The sequence below is a fragment of the Micromonospora musae genome (assembly GCF_003626635.1).
GTDB classification, from domain to species: domain Bacteria; phylum Actinomycetota; class Actinomycetes; order Mycobacteriales; family Micromonosporaceae; genus Micromonospora; species Micromonospora musae.
This window is the reverse complement of sequence record NZ_RAZT01000011.1, coordinates 209,775-225,829: the sequence shown is the minus strand read 5'-3', so window position 1 is coordinate 225,829 and position 16,055 is coordinate 209,775. Positions and strand designations below refer to the sequence as shown.

The window sequence follows — 16,055 nt, the reverse complement described above, 5'->3', positions numbered from 1 at the left end:
CCGGAGCGCTCAGTCATGCGAGCAAAGGTACCTCGCGCGCGCCTCAGGCGGCGGAGCGCTCGATCTCGACCCGCTCGATGACGACGTCCTGGAGCGGACGGTCGCTCGGGCCGGTCGGGGTGTTGGCGATCGAGTCGACGACCTTCGCCGACTGCTCGTCCGCCACCTGACCGAAGATGGTGTGCCGGTTGTTCAGGTGCGGCGTCGCGCCGACGGTGATGAAGAACTGCGAGCCGTTGGTGCCCGGCCCGGCGTTCGCCATGGCGAGCAGGTAGGGCCGGTCGAAGCGCAGCTCCGGGTGGAACTCGTCGGCGAACTTGTAGCCCGGGCCACCACGCCCGGTGCCGGTCGGGTCACCCATCTGGATCATGAAGCCGGAGATGACCCGGTGCGAGATGGTGCCGTCGTAGTACGGCCCCTTGCCGGGCTGACCGGTGCGGGGGTCGACGTACTCGCGCGTCCCCTCCGCCAGCTCGATGAAGTTGTTGACGGTCTTCGGCGCGTGGTTCGGGAAGAGCTCCAGCCGGATCGGGCCGGCGTTGGTGTGCAAGGTGGCGTAGATGGCCTCGGCCACGGGTACTCCTCACTCGTTGGTCAGTTCCATGCGGATCCTCCCATGTGCCCGATCTGGCATCGCGGAGGCATCCGAAGGTGGAGGATGACGAAGGAACAACTCCCAGGAGGTGGGACCGTGTTTGGAAGGGGACGGCGTAAGTCCCAGGGGCAGCTGGCAAAGGCCGAGTTGAATCAGGGCATCGGTCACCTGCTGCAGGCAGCCACGTATGCCGCGAGGGGCGCGGGCGCGACGGTCGGTCCGCGTGTCCAGGCCGCTCGGGACCACGTAGGACCGACGGCGACGATGCTGCGCGATCGCGCCGCGACCGGCTGGGACACGACCCTCACCTCGCTCGCCCCGCTCGCTGCGGCCGCCCGCGACGGTGCCGCGCAGGCGGGTTCGATGACCAGGAAGGCGAAGTCGAGGAACATGCGGATCAGCGGGAAGAAGCAACAGCCGCGCCGTCGCCGCCGGATGATGACCGGCCTGCTGGCCGCGGGCGCGATCGCCGGCGTGGCCGGGATGATGGCCGTACGGCGTCGGCGGGAGCAGCAGGAGTGGGCCGAGTACGACCCCACCCGCACCCTGGAGCCGATGCACGACGAGATGGACACGATCGAGGTCCGGACCCGGTCGACGCCGGCCGGCGCGAAGATGGCCGAGGCGTCCACGCCCCGGACGTCCGGTGGCTCGACGGGCGCCGGCAGCTCGGCCGTGGCGGGCGGCGACAGCGCCACCACCATCCCGGCGAGCGGCGGGTCGAAGATCCAGCCGACCGACAAGGTCCCCTCGGTCGCCGAGGGCGCGACGGACGCGTCCGGCCGTCCGGCCGACGACGTGAGCAAGGCGACGAGCAAGGCCCGCACCAACGGGCGCCGCTGACCGACCGCTCATATCTCGCGGACAGCGCCGGCACGGCGGGAACCGACCCGCGTTCGCCGGCGCTTCCGCATGTCCACGGCCGGGCCCGAGCCGTGCGGCCGGCGGCAGCGGGCGGTGGCTCCGGTCATCGCGGCCGAGGCGACCGCCGCCGGTCACCCGGCCGAGGCGACCGCCGCCGCGGGATGCCGGTGGGCGTCAGAGCCAGCCGTTGCGGCGGAACCAGCGGTAGAGCAGCCACGAGCAGCCGAGCATCAGCGCCCAGATGACCGGGTAGCCGTACTTCCAGTCCAGCTCCGGCATGTATTTGAAGTTCATGCCGTAGATGCCGGCGATGGCCGTCCAGACCGCGGCGATCGCCGCCCACGCCGCGATCTTGCGCATGTCGTTGTTCTGGTCGACGGTGACCTGGGCGAGCCTCGCCTGGAGGATCGAGTTCAACAGGTCGTCGTACGAGTTCACCTGCTCGACGGTGCGGCTGAGGTGGTCCTGCACGTCGCGGAAGTAGCGCCGGATCTCCTTCGGCACCTCCCGGTTGACCTGCGAGGTCAGGTTCAGCAGCGGGCGTTGCAGCGGCACGACGGCCCGCTTGAACTCCACCAACTCCCGCTTCATCTGGTAGATCCGCTGGATCCGCCCGCTGCCGTTGCGGTCGAAGACCTGGGCCTCCAGGGTGTCCAGGTCGTCCTCGATCTTGTCGGCGACCTCCAGGTACAGGTCGACCACCCGGTCCGTGATCGAGTACGCGACCGCCCACGGGCCGTGCAGCAGCAGCTCCTGCTTGCTCTCCAGGTCGGCCCGGATCGGCGAGAGCCGGCCGGCGTCCCCGTGACGGACGCTGATCAGGAAGTTCGGCCCGATGAAGAGCATCACCTGCCCGGTCTCCACGACCTCGGAGTGCTCGGTCAGCTCCGCGTGCTCGCAGTAGCGGGCGGTACGCAGCACCAGGAAGCTGACGTCACCGAACCGCTCCAGCTTCGGGCGCTGCGCGGCCTTGACCGCGTCCTCCACGGCGAGTTCGTGCAGCCCGTAGGTGGCCGCGATGGCGCTCATCTGCTCCAGCCCCGGCTGGTGCAGCCCGAGCCAGACGAAGCCGTCCTCGTTCCGGGCGGCGGCCAGGGCATCGGCGTAGTTCCACTCCCCGGGCTGTCGTTTCCCGTCGACGTAGAGCGCGCAGTCGACGACCGCGTCGTGCCCCGCCTCGACCGGCTCCGGGGGGCGCTGCGCGCCGTCGGTGCTGAGGATCCGGGTCATCGCCCGTACCGGCGCCGCCCAGGATCGAGGCATCGGCAGCCGGCCGCCGTGCTGCGGGGTCGTCCGGCCCCGCTGGTCACGACCTGTCATCGCACACCCCCTCACCACGGTGAGCCGCGCTCGTCGCGCCGGCTCCGCACCCGCACGGCCCAGAGACGGTCGGGAAACCCCGGGGCCGGCGAGGCGGAGCCGCCGCCGCCGCAGGGTTTCCCGACCGTCTCGCGAGCCGGATTGCAGGGTACGCCGAACCGGACCGTCACGCCCTGTGACGAAGGAGTCTGGGCGGCGCCGGGCGGGCCGGGTCGCATCGGGGGGTGAGGGGGACGACACGGCCCACCCGGCGCCCTGTGGGGGCGAGGGTTCTGCTGGCCGCGTCACTCGTCACGGGTGCGACCTGGTCGATGCGAGCCCCCGGTGCCGGCTCGGCCGGGTCAGGAGGCGGGCCGACGGCCGCCACGCGACGTGAGTGACGCTCGCAGCATTGTGGGCCGCCGGCCGCCCGGGCGGGAGCCCCGGAGCGGCCGGTCGAAGCCTTCTGTCAGGAATCCGACAGAATTCACCCACGGACCGTCTTCACGGCCTCCGCCAGCCGGCGTACGCCCTCATCGATCTTGTCGACGGTGACCGCCGAGTACGCCAGCCGCAGCGCGTGCCGGCCGCCGTCGAGAACGAAGTCACTGCCCTTGACCACCGCCACGCCACGCTCCGCGGCGGCCGGGGCGACGCGCTCGACCAGGACGTCCTCGGGCAGCTCCACCCAGAGGAAGTAGCCGCCGTCCGGCTCCACGAACCGCGCCTCGGGCAGGTGGCGACGCAGCGACTCGGCGAGCACCCGGGCCCGCTCGCCCAGGGCGGCCCGGACCGTCTCGATCGAGCGGTCGATCTCGCCGGAGACGCAGAACTGGTAGACGATCGCCTCGGAGACCATGCCGGGCGAGATGTAGAGGCTGGTCGCCTTCTTCGCGATGTCCGCGATCAGGTCCGTCGGTCCGACCAGGTAGCCGACCCGGACGCCGGGGCAGACCGTCTTGGTGAAGCTCGACGCATGCACCACCACGTCGCGGGTGTCCAGCGAGAGCATCGACGGCAGCGCCTCGCCCCGGAACCGGATGTCCGCGTACGGGTCGTCCTCGAAGATCGTGAAGCCGTACTCGGCCGCCAGGTCGAGCAGCTCGTGCCGCTTCTCCAGGGAGAGCGTCACGCCGGCCGGGTTCTGGTAGTTCGGGATGATGTGCGCCAGTCGGGGACGCACCCCGGACTCCAGCAGCTTGCGCAGCTCGGCGGTGTCGACGCCGTCCGGCTGGATGGTGACGCCGTGCAGCTCGCCGCCCATCTGCTTCAGGTTGAGCAGCGTCCGGTCGTAGGTGGGCCGCTCGACCACCACCGCGTCACCCGGGCGGACCAGGTGGTCAAAGAGGAACGCGTCGGCCTGCAACGAGCCGTTGGTGATCAGCACCTGCTCCGGCGTCACCCCGTGCTTCTCGGCGATCCACCGGCGCAGGGGCGGGTACCCGACGGAGGTGCCGTACGCCGTGACCCCGGCGGGGTCGGCGTCGAACGCGCGGACGGCGGCGGCCTTGAGCCCCTCGACATCGACGATGTCCAGCGAGGGAGCTCCGCGGGCAAAGGAGATCAGCTGCTCGGCGGTCATGGCTGTTGAGCGTACGGGCGGCCACCACGGCCGCGCCGACGGCACGGCGATGTCCGTATCCTGAGCCACCGGGTCGGGTGACCTGGGCCGGACCGGCGGCGGAACAAGTCGGGCCGGAAGGGCGAGCGGGTCGTGCTGCACCAGACCGACCCGTTGTGCCCGCCCCGAGCTGATCTGCCCGGTTCGACTCAGCCCGTCGACACCATCCGACCGGCGGCCCAGACCCGCATGATGTCCCGTACCGAGATCACCCCGGCCACCTCGCGGCCGTCGAGCACCACCAGGTGCCGGAACCCGCCCCGGGCCATCGCCACCGCCGCCTCCTCCAGCGTCCACTCCGGTACGGCGTAGACCACCTCCCAGGTGAGGTGCGCGGCGGCGCGCTCCACGTCACAGTCGAGACCGGCGCCGATGGCGTTGAGCACGTCCCGTTCGGTCATGATCCCGATGCCCTCGGAGTCCGGGTCGATCACCACCGCCGAGCCGACCCCACGAGCCGACATCATCCGGGCCGCCTGCCGCAGCGTGTGCTCCGGACCGACCACGAGGACCTCGCTCGTCATCGCTTCCCGTACCTGCATCACGCATCACTCCTTTTCGGGACGGTGACCTCCGGTACGGACATAGTGGTTCGTCGATGTCGCCGGAACAAGACCTCGGCATCGCCGAGACGTCGGTCGGCTCGCTACTGTCGGGGCGTGTCCACCGAGCCCCTGCGCTGCGCCGGCGCCCTGATCGTCGACGACGACGGCCGGCTGTTCTTCCAGCGCCGATCCCCGCACCGGCGCCTCTTTCCCAACTGCTGGGACGTGGTCGGCGGCCACCTGGAGTCCGGCGAGGACGTCGAGACGGCGCTGCGCCGGGAGGTGACCGAGGAGACCGGCTGGACCGTCGCGCGGCTGATCCGCCCGGTCAGCGAGTACCGCTACGTCGGCGACGACGGGCTGGAACGGATCGAGAACGACTGGCTGGTCCAGGTCGAGGGGGACCTCGACCGGCCCCGGCTGGAGGCGGGCAAGCACACCGAGTACCGGTGGCTCACCGAGGAGGACCTCCCCCTGCTGGACGAGCACCGGGACGTCAACGACGGCCTGATCCGCCGGATCGCGGAGGAAGCCTTCGCCGCCCTGCGTGCCATGGGTCGGTGAGCCACGCCGTCGAGCTGGCGCCGCACCGGTACGCCGGGCTGGTCGCACCCGCGGTCGACCGGACCTTTCTCGCCGGGATGGCCGCCGGCCAGGAACGCGGCACCGAGCTGAGCCGTCGGTACGGCGGACCGGCCGCGACCGGCTTCCTGGTGGAGCTCCGCACCCGGCTGGCCGAGCCCGGCGGCGTGGTCGACGACCCCGGGTTCACCGCGGTGACCCGCTACCGGGACGCGGCCGAGTGCCGGCGGGCGCTGGACAAACAGGTCGCGTACGGGATGCTGCACCGCCGACCGGACGGCGGGCTGGCCGCCACCGAACGCGGGCTGGCGTTCCTCGCCGAACTCTGGCGGCTGCACGCCGACGTCACCGGCGAACTGTGGACCGGGCACGAGGAGCGGGTGGTCCGCCTGGTCGAGGCGCTCGGCCGGCTCCTGACGTACGCGCTGGTGCTCGCGGCCGAGGAGCCGGACCCGGCGGGCGCCGCATTCGCCGCGGTCGCCCCGCCCTACGAGCCGGACGGCACCCCGCCCGGCGTCCTGCTGCTCAACCGGCTCGGCACGCTGCGCCACCACCGCTCCGACGCGCACGCCGCCGCCTGGGCCGTCGCCGGGCACACCGCGCTCAGCGTGACCGCCCTGCCGGCGGGGCCCGAGCGGCTGGCGATCGAGCAGGAGACCGACCGCCGGGCCGCCGGCCCGTACGAGGCGCTGACGGCGCAGGAGCGGTTGAGCGTCCTCGCCGATCTGGCCGCGCTCCCCGGCTGAACAGCCGATCCGTCCGCGCTCCCCGGGTGAACAGCGGGCGAAGCCCGGTTGACGGGAGACGGTCTCGGACACGGCGCTATCCTCCAGCGGTGACCGGAGTCGTACGAGGGAGGTTGCCGGCATGATCGGGATGGTGCTCGCCGCCGGGGCGGGGCGCCGGCTGCGCCCCTACACCGACACACTGCCCAAGGCGCTCGTGCCGGTCGACGGGGAGATCACCATCCTCGACATCGCGCTGCGCAACCTCGCCGAGGTGGGGCTCACCGACATCGTGATCGTGGTCGGCTACGCGGCCGACGCGGTCCGGGAGCGGCAGGCCGACCTCGAGAAGCGGTACGGCGTCAACCTCACCCTCGTGCACAACGACAAGGCCGAGGAGTGGAACAACGCCTACTCGCTCTGGCTGGCCCGCGAGTACTTCCGGCAGGGTGTGCTGCTGGTCAACGGCGACACCGTGCACCCGGTGAGCGTCGAGAAGACGCTGCTGGCCGAGCGCGGGGCGGGGATCCTGCTCGCCGTGGACACCCTCAAGGCGCTCGCCGACGAGGAGATGAAGACCACCTTCGACGCCGCCGGCCAGCTCACCCGGATCACCAAGCTGATGGACCCGGGCGAGGCGTACGGGGAGTACATCGGCGCGACCCTCATCGAGCCGCAGGTCGCCGACGCCCTCGCCGACGCGCTGGAGGCGACCTGGCGGCGTGATCCGAACCTCTACTACGAGGACGGCTACCAGGAGTTCGCCGACCGGGGCGGCGAGGTTCGGGCGGCGCCGATCGGGGACGTCTCCTGGGTCGAGGTCGACAACCACGCCGACCTGTCCCGCGCCCGGGAGATCGCGTGCCTCTACTAGCCCGGTCCGTACTGACTCCACTGCACATCGACGTACGGCACGGGGCGGTGGCCGACCTGGCCACGATCCTGGCCGACGGACGGATCTCCGCCGGCGGTGACGTGGCGGTGGTGGTCGGCCCCGGCCAGGGCGAGCGGATCGCCGAGCTGATCCGGCCCACGCTCGGGTCGGCCGACGTGTTCACGGTGACGGGCGGCACCCTGCAGGCGGCCGACGACCTGGAGGGCAAGCTCCGCACCCGGTCGTACGACGCGGTGGTCGGCATCGGCGGCGGCAAGACCATCGACGTGGCCAAGTACGCGGCGACCCGGCGGGGCCTACCGATGGTCTCGGTCGCCACCAGCCTCGCCAACGACGGGATCGCCTCCCCGGTGGCGAGCCTCGTCACCGACGGGCTCAAGGGCTCCTACGGCGTGCACATCCCGATCGCGGTCGTCGTCGACCTGGACTTCGTGGAGAGCGGTCCGGAGCGGCACAACCGGGCCGGGATCGGCGACGTGGTGAGCAACATCAGCGCACTCGCCGACTGGGAGCTGGCGCGGGTGGTACGCGGCGAGCCGTTCGACGGGCTGGCCGCCTCGCTCTCCCGGGCCGGCGCCGAAGCGGTGATCAACCATCCGGGCGACATGGGCGACGACGCCTTCGTCACCGTCCTCGCCGAAGCGCTGATCTCCAGCGGCCTGGCGATGGCGATCGAGGGCACCAGCCGACCGTGCAGCGGCGGCTGCCACGAGATCATGCACGCGGTCGACGCGCTCTTCCCCGACACCGCCTCGCACGGCGAGCTGGCCGGGCTCGGCGCGCTCTTCTGCACCTGGCTGCGGGGGGACGCGCACCGCTTCGCCCAGATGGTCTCCTGCCTGGCCCGGCACAACCTCCCGGTCACCCCCGCCGAGGTGGGGTTGACCGACGACCAGTTCGTCGACGCGGTGATCTTCGCGCCGCGGACCCGGCCGGACCGGTACACCATCCTCGAACATCTGGCGCTGTCGCCTTCCGACGTCCGAGCCCGGCTGGCAGACTACGCCGGTGCAATCCACGACCACCTTGACTGAGCCGTTTCGTCCCACCGTCGCCGATTTCCACCGGACAAATCGGGGCGGGGGCCTCTTCAGTGAATCGATCAGTCAGTGGCTGGGCGCCACCTTCGCGCTCGCGGCGTACCGGCTGGGCCTGCGCCCGACCGCACTGACCGTCGCGAATCTGGTGCTCGGGCTGGCCACCTCGGTCACCGTGGTCGCGCTCGCCGGTCGGGTGGCGTCCGGCGAGGTGCCGGCCTGGGTGGTGGGGCTGCTGGCGCTGGTCGGCTGGCAGGTGGCGTACGCCCTGGACTGCGCGGACGGCCAGCTCGCGCGGGTCACCGGCACGGGCAGCCCGGCGGGTGCCCGGGTCGACGTGCTCTGTGACGTGGCGGCCCAGATCGCCCTGGTCGCGGCGCTCTCCGCGACCGCCGTGGCGCAGTACCCGTCGACCCCGACCTGGCTGGTCGCGGCGTTCGCCGGCACCTGGATGGTCAACCTGGTCACCTCGGTGATGCAGGCCGGTCCGAACGCGGCGAGCATGGTCACCTCGACCTCGCTGCCGGTACGCCTCGCGAAGCTCGTCCGCGACTACGGCGCGGTGATCTTCGTGGCCGCGCTGGTGCTGCTCCTCGCCCCCGCCGTGACGCTCTGGGTGATGGTGGCGTTCACCCTGGTCAACGGGGGCTTCCTGCTGGCCAGCATCGCCTTCTCCGCCCGCGCCTCCCTCCGCTGACCCACCCACCCCACCCCACCCCGCGCCCCGTCGCGCCGCCCCGCGCCCCGTCGCGCCGCCCGCCCCACCCCGCGAGCTCTTTCACGGAAAGAGTGCCCTCGGGCTCCCGGACAGCCACTCTCTCCGTGAAAGAGCGGCCTCGATGCGGGGTGGGGTGGCGTGGTGGCGTGGGAGGTCGGTGGGGGGGTCAGTGGGTGGGGGTGACGCTGGTGTAGACGTCGATGAGCTGGCCGGTGACCACATCGGGGTGGAAGGTGCGCTCGTAGCGCGAGCGGGCCGCCGACGCGAGCGAGGCGGCACCCGTCCGGGCCAGCGGCAGGGCCGCGGCCAGCGCGGCCGCCTCGGGCGGCACCGCCCAGCCGGCCTCGCCGGTGACGATGCCCGCCGGCACGGCGGACGTCCCGGAGACCGGGCCCGCGAGCGGCACCGAGGTGGCCGAACCGGTCGCGGCCGAGGCCTCCTGCGCCGAGCCGGTTCCGGCCGGTACGCGCGCGGTGTCCGCCCCGACCAGGTACGGGATGCCGCCCAGCGCGGTGCCGAGCACCGGCCGGCCACTCGCCAGCGCCTCGATGATCACGGTGGGCAGCACGTCGTGCCAGGTGGAGGTGGCGAGCACCACCGCGCTCGCCTCCAGCGCGGCGCGCACCCCGGCCCGGTCCAGCGTGCCGAGGTAGGTGACGTCCGACCGTTCGGCGGCCGCCGCCTCGACCAGCGTGCGCAGCTCGCCGTCCCCGGCGATGCGCAGCGGACCGAGCGCGCCGTCCGGGTGCCGGCGCCAGGCGTCGAGCAGCAGGTCCAGCCCCTTCTCCGGGGAGAGCCGGCCGAGGAAGAGGAAACCGTCGCCGAGCGGGGCGGGTTGCCCCGGGTCCGGGATTCCGTTCGGCTTGATCACGATCCGGTCCGCCGGGATGCCGTAGTCGCGCAGGTGCGCGGCGACCGCCGAGGTCAACGCGACGTACCGGTCGACCGACCGCCAGGTCGGCCGGTGCACTGCCAGCGTGGTGGCCATCAGGGCGCTCTGCGCGCGGGAGTTCCGGTAGCAGCGGTGCACGATCGCCGGTACGCCCAGCGCCCGGCCCCGGCAGTCCTGGCAGATCATCCCGTCCCGGAAGTAGAGCCCGGAGGAGCAGACCTGCCGGTAGTTGTGCACCGTCTGCACCACCGGCACCCCGTGCTTGTGAGCGGTGCGGACCACCCAGGGCGAGAGCAGCGGGTACGGGTTGTGCAGGTGCAGGACGTCCGGCCGGTGTTCGGTGAGCAACCGGCTCAGCTCCCGCTGCGCCTGCGGCGCGTAGATCGGTGAGACCGGCAGCAGCGCCTTGGCCGTACGCGGCATGGTGGGGATCTCATCGGAGCTGCGGATGAACGGCAGCACCTCGACGCCGGCCGCGGTGAGCTGGGCGATCTCCGCATCGACGATCGTGTTCTCGCCGGACGGCTGAGCCTGGCGGTACCGGTTGTGCGCCACCACGATCTTCACTGAGCTCGCCCTCTGTTCCCGGTTGCCGGACTCGCGAGCTCATTCCTCGCGCTCACGGGGCCCCCATTGTTCCCGACTGCGGGACTCGCAAGCTCATTCCTCGCGCTCACGGAAAAGAAGGCTACCGTTGTCTGATGCCCGAGCTACCGGAGGTGGAAGCGCTCGCGGGTTACCTGCGCCAGCGCGCCGTGGGGCGGCGGGTCGACCGGCTGGAGGTCGCCGCGATCAGCGCCCTCAAGACGTACGATCCGGCGCCGAGCGCCGTGACCGGCCGTGCCGTGGTCGACGCGCGCCGGCACGGCAAGTTCCTGGACGTGGTCTTCGAGGGCGACCTGCACCTGGTGATCCACCTGGCCCGGGCCGGGTGGCTGCAATACCGGGAGGCCTTCCCCAGCGCCGCCCCGCTGCGCCCCGGCAAGGGTCCGATCGCCCTGCGGGTACGCCTCGACGACGGCTCCGGCTTCGACCTGACCGAGGCCGGCACCCAGAAGAAGCTGGCCGCGTACCTGGTGACCGACCCGGCGACGGTGCCGGGGGTGGCGAAGCTCGGCCCGGACGCGCTCACCGCCGACCTGCCCGTCTTCACCGAGCGGCTGCGCAGCCGGCGGGGCCGGGTCAAGTTGGTGCTGACCGATCAGGCGGTGCTCGCCGGGGTGGGCAACGCGTACTCCGACGAGATCCTGCACGCGGCGAAGCTCTCCCCGTACGCGCTCACCGACCGGCTGACCGACGACCAGTTCGCCGCCCTGCACGCCGCCACCCGGCAGGTGCTCGGCGACGCGGTCGCCCGGTCGCTGGGGCAGCGGGCGGCGGAGTTGAAGGGCGAGAAGCGCTCCGGGTTGAAGGTGCACGCGCGCACCGGGCTGCCCTGCCCGGTCTGTGGCGACACCGTTCGGGAGGTCTCCTTCTCCGACTCGAGCCTCCAGTACTGCCCCACCTGTCAAACCGGCGGCAAGCCGCTCGCTGACCGTCGGCTGTCCCGGCTCGTACGGTGAGTAACGACACGCGGGAGCTACCGAGGGGAATCGTCCGGAGAACGCGGAAGGTCCTGCTCGGCAGTTCTACCAACCGCATCATCCATCGGTATAGTGGCCCGGTCCCCGGCTTCTGATATGGCGTGGAGCCGGCCAGATCCCGCCGGCACCAGCGGGGCGCGATGTCCTTCGGGTCCGGCGCCCGGTCCGGTCCGCCGTGGGAGACTGGGACGGTGGGCGACCCGGGTCCTCACGATGAGTGAGCGGCCCGCGTCATGCGGGAGGACATGGGTGAGGTGACGACAAGCCTCCAGCGCCCGGTAACCAACACAGGCCGGAGCAAACTCGTGCGGCACGTCGACAGCTTCGAGATCCAGCCGCCGACACCGCCGACACACAACGGCGTTCCCCGGTCGGCGTGGGCCCGGGCACGTCGGCGGGTCTCCCGTTGGCACCGTCCCTACATCGCCATTCTCCTGCTGCTCGACTTCGCGGCCGCCGCGTTCGCCAGCTTCACCGCGATCCACACCTTCGACCAGGCCGCCGCGGGTTTCTACAACGCCCAGGAGGACCCGACGTGGTTCTTCACGGTGGCGTTCGTGCTGCTGCCGCTGGGCTGGGTGATCATCCTCTGGGGCAACCGCGCGTACGACCGGCGCTATCTCGGTCTGGGCCCGGACGAGTTCAAGCGGGTGATCCGGGCCGGGGTGGCGGTCGCCGCCACCGTCTCCTTCCTCGCCTTCGCCACCAAGACCGACCTGTCCCGCTACACCGTCGGCACCGCCCTGCTCGGCGCGCTGCTGCTGATCCTGCTCGGCCGCAGCCTCACCCGGTTCGTGCTGCACGTGGTGCGGCGCAACATCGGCCAGGGCGGTCACCGGATGATCCTGGTCGGCACCCTGCCGGAGTGCCTCGAGGTGTACCGCGCGGTCACCCGGAACCCGGCGGCGGGTCTGGTGCCGGTCGCCATCCACCTCACGGACGGCTACGCGGCCGCCCGCGGTCTGGAGACCCCCGTTCCGGTCTACGCGGGCCGCGACGTGCTCGCCCTGGTCCGGGAGGTCGGCGGGGACACCATCGCCGTCTGCGGGTCGGCCAGCGCGGAGCCGGGCGAGCTGCGCCGCCTCGCCTGGCAGCTGGAGGGCTCCGGCGTCGACCTGGTGGTCGCCCCGCAGCTCACCGACATCGCCGGCCCCCGGGTGCACATCCGCCCGATCGAGGGGCTGCCGCTGCTGCACGTCGAGGAGCCGACCCTGTCGGGTCCGGCGCTGCTGGCCAAGAACCTGATGGACCGGGTCGCCGCCGGGCTGGGGCTGCTGGTGCTGATCCCGGTCTTCGTGGCCATCTCGATCGCGATCAAGATCTCCGACGCCGGGCCGGTCTTCTTCCGGCAGCCGCGGGTGGGTCACGAGGGGCGCACGTTCCGGGTGTGGAAGTTCCGCACCATGTACGTCGACGCGGAGGATCGGCTGGCCAGCCTGGTCGACCAGAACGAGACCGACGGCATGCTCTTCAAGATGAAGCAGGATCCCCGGGTCTTCCCGGTGGGCCGCTTCCTGCGCGGCTCCTCGCTGGACGAACTGCCGCAGCTGATCAACGTGCTCTGGGGGGAGATGTCGCTGGTCGGGCCGCGTCCGCTCCCGGCCGACGACGGCGACTTCCTGGGCGACGTCCGCCGGCGCCTGCTGGTGCGCCCCGGCATGACCGGCCTCTGGCAGGTCTCCGGCCGCTCCGACCTCTCCTGGGACGAGGCGGTCCGGCTGGACCTCTACTACGTCGACAACTGGTCGCTCGCATACGACCTGAGCATCCTCTGGCGCACCGTCGGCGTGGTGCTCGCCCGCAAGGGCGCGTACTGACCCCTTGGCTGCGGGGCCCGGAGCCGACAGGATCTGGGCGTGGGTGGCAACCTCTCGGCAGTTCTCGCCGTCGTCTTTCTGGTCAGCGCGCTCGCCGCTGCTCTCTTCGCGGTCGGCCGACTGCGGGCGCGCCGGGGCATCGCCACCGCCACCCAGCGGGCCACCTACGAGGTGCTGCACACCGCCGGGCTGGCCGCTGAGCCGCTGCGCGCGGGGTTGAGCGCGGCGGGCGCCGCGAAGTCCGTACGTCATCTGCGGGCCCTGGTGGGCGCGCCCGGGCTGGCCCTCACCGACCGGGAGAAGCTGCTCGCGCTGGACGGGCGGGGCGGGCACCACGGCGAGCAGCTGCTCGTCGCGGCGCGGCGGGCGGTGACGTCGGCACGGTCGACGGTGCTGGGCGAGGCCGAGCTGCAGTGCGACCGGGTGGACTGCCCGGTACGGGGCGTGGTGGTCGCCCCGCTCACCGTCGCGGACGGGGAGGCCGTGGGCGCCCTGCTGGCGATCTCCGACGGGCCGCCGGCGCCCGGCCTGGTGCAGGCGACCCTGGAGACCGCGCACTGGGCCGGCAACCAGCTCGCCCTCGCCGAGCTGGACTCCTCGCGGGAACGGCTGGCCCGGGCCGAGATCCGTGCGCTGCGGGCCCAGATCAGCCCGCACTTCATCTACAACGCGTTGACCGCTATCGGCTCGTTCGTGCGGACCGACCCGGAGCGGGCGCGCGAGCTGATTCTGGAGTTCGCCGAGTTCACCCGGTACTCGTTCCGGGCGCACGGCGAGTTCACCACGCTGGCCGAGGAGCTGCGCTCGATCGACCGCTACCTGACCATCGAACGCGCCCGGTTCGGCGACCGGCTCCAGGTGCGGTTGCAGATCGCCCCCGAGGTGCTGCCGGTGACCCTGCCGTTCCTCTGCCTGCAGCCGTTGGTCGAGAACGCGGTCCGGCACGGGTTGTCCCGCAAGCCCGGCACGGGCATGGTGAGCATCGAGGCCCGGGACGCCGGCGCCGAGTGCCACATCACGGTGGAGGACGACGGGGTGGGGATGGATCCGGCCACACTGACCACCGGCATCGCCGAGCTGGCCCTGAGCGTCGGCGACCCGGGGGAGGATTCCGGCCAGCACGTCGGCTTCTCCAATGTGGACGAGCGGCTCCGCTCGGTCTTTGGGGACGGCTTCGGGCTGGTCGTCGAGACCGGGCTGGGCTCGGGCACGAGGGTGAGCATGCGGATTCCGAAGTTCCATCCTGGGGTACGGGCGGGCTCGTGAGCGAGCAGGCCGGCCGGGTCGCCCCGGGGAACGCGTCCGGTTTTCTCCGGGTGCTGGCGGTGGACGACGAGCCGCCCGCCCTGGACGAGCTGGCGTACCACCTACGGGCCGACCCGCGGGTGGCTCGGCTGCACACCGCCGCGGACGCGACGGACGCGCTGCGGCTGCTCCGCGACGCAGATGTGGACGTGGTCTTCCTGGACATCCGGATGCCCGGGCTGGACGGGATGGAGCTGGCCCGGGTGCTGCGCCGGTTCGCCCGGCCGCCGGCGATCGTCTTCGTCACCGCGTACGACGACGGCGCGGTCGACGCGTTCGACCTGGGCGCCACGGACTACGTGCGCAAGCCGGTACGCGCCGAGCGGCTGGCCGAGTCGCTGCGCCGGGTGATCGGTTCCCGGGTGGTGCCGTCGCACCCGGCGGCGCTGGCCCGGGCCGAGGAGGATCCGACGATCCCGATCGAGCTGGCCGGCACCACCCGGATGCTGCCGAGGTCGGCGGTGCGCTGGGTGGAGGCGCAGGGGGACTACGCCCGGCTGCACACTGCGGACGGTTCGCACCTGGTCCGCGTCTCGCTGGCCACCCTCGCGGAGCGCTGGGCGGACGCCGGCTTCGTCCGCATCCACCGGTCGTACCTGGTGCAGTTGAAGCTGATCGCCGAGCTGCGGCTGGTGAACTCCGGCTACGTGGTGGTCATCGACGGCACGGAGCTGCCGGTCAGCCGCCGGCACACCCGGGAGCTGAAGGACAAGCTGGTCCGGGCGGCGAAGCAGGACTGGAGCCGCTGACCCCACCGCTGCCCTTGACGCCGGCCGAGCAGGCACGCGCCGCCGAGATCTTCTTCGGAAACCGGGAATGGCCGCCGCTCGTCGTACGCTGTACGGTGGGCTGTACGACTTCGAGGAGGCCGCAGTGACCGACGCCCCGTACGACGCCGCCGCCGAGTTCGACCGTCAGGTGGAGCGCCTGGTGCGGCTCGGCTATCCCGAGCTGGCCGCAACAGCCGAGAAGACCTTCCGGGACCTGGTCGCCCCGCTGCGCGCGGCCGCCGTCAGCGGCGCAGCCGGGCTGCCGGCCCCGACCGCGGCGCGAGTGCCGTTCCTGCTGGTCATCACCCGCGAACTGATTCCGGTGGAGGCGCGCCTGCCGCTCACCACGCTGGCCGGCAAGCGCAAGCCCGGCTTCCTCGACCAGCACTACGCCGACGGCGACCTGGCCCGGTTCGACCCGATCAAGGAGCTGGAGGTGCCGGCCGGGCCGGCGTACCTGCTCTTCGACGTCGACCGCGGCGAGGAGACGCTGAACCTGCCCCCCTCGTCCGCGCTGGAGGTCATCACCGGTCAGGACCGGCTGCCGCTCACCATCGACGAGGGGCTCGCCTTCGTCACCCTGCACCCCGCCGCGCTGGCGAAGAACAAGTGCTTCTCCCTGGTCGGATCGCGCTGCGGGGACAAGCGGGTCCCGGCGCTCTGGATCAGCCAGGGCGCGCCGAAGCTCGGGTGGTGCTGGTACGGCAACCCGCACACCTGGTTGGGCTCCGCCTCCGCCCGCCCGGAGCGCGTCGGCCTGCCCTGACCGCCCGGCTCGACGAGAACAGCCGGCACGACGCGTTCTCC

The 16,055-nt window shown here is 72.2% G+C and carries 16 protein-coding genes; 11 read left to right on the top strand and 5 right to left on the bottom strand.

Annotated features, from left to right (window positions below; genetic code table 11):
• Positions 1-43: 43 nt before the first annotated feature.
• The gene (locus tag D7044_RS22650) at positions 44-574 is read right to left on the bottom strand and encodes a peptidylprolyl isomerase (RefSeq protein WP_120682902.1); all 531 of its coding nucleotides are present in this window, start codon (positions 572-574) and stop codon (positions 44-46) included.
• Positions 575-658: 84 nt separating this feature from the next.
• Here D7044_RS22650 and D7044_RS22645 point away from each other — a divergent pair, with 84 nt between their 5' ends.
• A complete protein-coding gene (locus tag D7044_RS22645) occupies positions 659-1,438 on the top strand; it encodes a hypothetical protein (RefSeq protein WP_120682904.1) in 780 nt (259 codons plus the stop codon).
• A 195-nt stretch (positions 1,439-1,633) separates the two neighbouring features.
• Here D7044_RS22645 and corA read toward each other — a convergent pair whose 3' ends face one another.
• The 3 genes from corA to D7044_RS22630 form a co-directional block, all read right to left on the bottom strand.
• A complete protein-coding gene (gene corA, locus D7044_RS22640) occupies positions 1,634-2,779 on the bottom strand; it encodes a magnesium/cobalt transporter CorA (protein WP_120690120.1) in 1,146 nt (381 codons plus the stop codon).
• A 466-nt stretch (positions 2,780-3,245) separates the two neighbouring features.
• Positions 3,246-4,340 (bottom strand): aminotransferase-like domain-containing protein, encoded by a 1,095-nt coding sequence (locus D7044_RS22635; protein ID WP_120682910.1) that lies wholly within the window; start codon positions 4,338-4,340, stop codon positions 3,246-3,248.
• A gap of 188 nt (positions 4,341-4,528) precedes the next feature.
• Positions 4,529-4,921 (bottom strand): CBS domain-containing protein, encoded by a 393-nt coding sequence (locus tag D7044_RS22630; RefSeq protein WP_120683164.1) that lies wholly within the window; start codon positions 4,919-4,921, stop codon positions 4,529-4,531.
• Between the two features lie 117 nt (positions 4,922-5,038).
• On the opposite strand from D7044_RS22630, the gene D7044_RS22625 reads away from it, so the two are divergent.
• The 5 genes from D7044_RS22625 (at position 5,039) to D7044_RS22605 (ending at position 8,860) form a co-directional block, all read left to right on the top strand.
• A complete protein-coding gene (locus D7044_RS22625; protein ID WP_120690119.1) occupies positions 5,039-5,488 on the top strand; it encodes an NUDIX domain-containing protein in 450 nt (149 codons plus the stop codon).
• Complete coding sequence (locus tag D7044_RS22620; RefSeq protein ID WP_120682914.1) at positions 5,485-6,252, top strand: hypothetical protein; 768 nt, start codon at positions 5,485-5,487, stop codon at positions 6,250-6,252. The genes D7044_RS22625 and D7044_RS22620 overlap by 4 nt, the downstream gene beginning before the upstream one ends.
• Before the next feature lie 121 nt (positions 6,253-6,373).
• Positions 6,374-7,105, top strand: a complete 732-nt coding sequence (locus D7044_RS22615) for a phosphocholine cytidylyltransferase family protein (protein WP_120682916.1) — start codon at positions 6,374-6,376, stop codon at positions 7,103-7,105.
• The gene (locus D7044_RS22610) at positions 7,093-8,160 is read left to right on the top strand and encodes an iron-containing alcohol dehydrogenase family protein (RefSeq protein ID WP_120682918.1); all 1,068 of its coding nucleotides are present in this window, start codon (positions 7,093-7,095) and stop codon (positions 8,158-8,160) included. Before D7044_RS22615 ends, D7044_RS22610 begins: the two co-directional genes overlap by 13 nt.
• Positions 8,135-8,860 (top strand): CDP-alcohol phosphatidyltransferase family protein, encoded by a 726-nt coding sequence (locus tag D7044_RS22605; RefSeq protein WP_120690118.1) that lies wholly within the window; start codon positions 8,135-8,137, stop codon positions 8,858-8,860. The genes D7044_RS22610 and D7044_RS22605 overlap by 26 nt, the downstream gene beginning before the upstream one ends.
• A 187-nt stretch (positions 8,861-9,047) precedes the next feature.
• Here D7044_RS22605 and D7044_RS22600 read toward each other — a convergent pair whose 3' ends face one another.
• Positions 9,048-10,340, bottom strand: a complete 1,293-nt coding sequence (locus tag D7044_RS22600; protein WP_120682920.1) for a glycosyltransferase family 4 protein — start codon at positions 10,338-10,340, stop codon at positions 9,048-9,050.
• Positions 10,341-10,474: 134 nt separating this feature from the next.
• Between D7044_RS22600 and D7044_RS22595 the strand changes: the two genes are divergently transcribed.
• The 5 genes from D7044_RS22595 (at position 10,475) to D7044_RS22575 (ending at position 16,014) form a co-directional block, all read left to right on the top strand.
• Entirely contained in the window at positions 10,475-11,335 is an 861-nt protein-coding gene (locus tag D7044_RS22595; protein WP_120682922.1) for an Fpg/Nei family DNA glycosylase, read from the top strand.
• 266 nt (positions 11,336-11,601) lie between these two features.
• On the top strand, positions 11,602-13,173 hold the full coding sequence (locus D7044_RS22590) for a sugar transferase (RefSeq protein ID WP_120690157.1): 1,572 nt from the start codon (positions 11,602-11,604) through the stop codon (positions 13,171-13,173).
• Positions 13,174-13,212: 39 nt separating this feature from the next.
• The gene (locus D7044_RS22585) at positions 13,213-14,439 is read left to right on the top strand and encodes a sensor histidine kinase (RefSeq protein ID WP_120682924.1); all 1,227 of its coding nucleotides are present in this window, start codon (positions 13,213-13,215) and stop codon (positions 14,437-14,439) included.
• Entirely contained in the window at positions 14,436-15,227 is a 792-nt protein-coding gene (locus tag D7044_RS22580) for a LytR/AlgR family response regulator transcription factor (protein ID WP_120682926.1), read from the top strand. The genes D7044_RS22585 and D7044_RS22580 overlap by 4 nt, the downstream gene beginning before the upstream one ends.
• Positions 15,228-15,294: 67 nt before the next feature.
• Positions 15,295-16,014 (top strand): DUF5701 family protein, encoded by a 720-nt coding sequence (locus D7044_RS22575; RefSeq protein ID WP_120690117.1) that lies wholly within the window; start codon positions 15,295-15,297, stop codon positions 16,012-16,014.
• Positions 16,015-16,055 lie beyond the last annotated feature (41 nt).

What these genes read in the sequence shown, in the direction of transcription:
- D7044_RS22645 (WP_120682904.1), top strand. Translation starts at nt 659, where the DNA reads ATGACGAAGGAACAACTCCCAGGAGGTGGGACCGTGTTTGGAAGGGGA.
- corA (WP_120690120.1), bottom strand. Translation starts at nt 2,779, where the DNA reads ATGACAGGTCGTGACCAGCGGGGCCGGACGACCCCGCAGCACGGCGGC.
- D7044_RS22635 (WP_120682910.1), bottom strand. Translation starts at nt 4,340, where the DNA reads ATGACCGCCGAGCAGCTGATCTCCTTTGCCCGCGGAGCTCCCTCGCTG.
- D7044_RS22630 (WP_120683164.1), bottom strand. Translation starts at nt 4,921, where the DNA reads ATGCAGGTACGGGAAGCGATGACGAGCGAGGTCCTCGTGGTCGGTCCG.
- D7044_RS22615 (WP_120682916.1), top strand. Translation starts at nt 6,374, where the DNA reads ATGATCGGGATGGTGCTCGCCGCCGGGGCGGGGCGCCGGCTGCGCCCC.
- D7044_RS22595 (WP_120682922.1), top strand. Translation starts at nt 10,475, where the DNA reads ATGCCCGAGCTACCGGAGGTGGAAGCGCTCGCGGGTTACCTGCGCCAG.
- D7044_RS22590 (WP_120690157.1), top strand. Translation starts at nt 11,602, where the DNA reads ATGGGTGAGGTGACGACAAGCCTCCAGCGCCCGGTAACCAACACAGGC.
- D7044_RS22575 (WP_120690117.1), top strand. Translation starts at nt 15,295, where the DNA reads ATGGCCGCCGCTCGTCGTACGCTGTACGGTGGGCTGTACGACTTCGAG.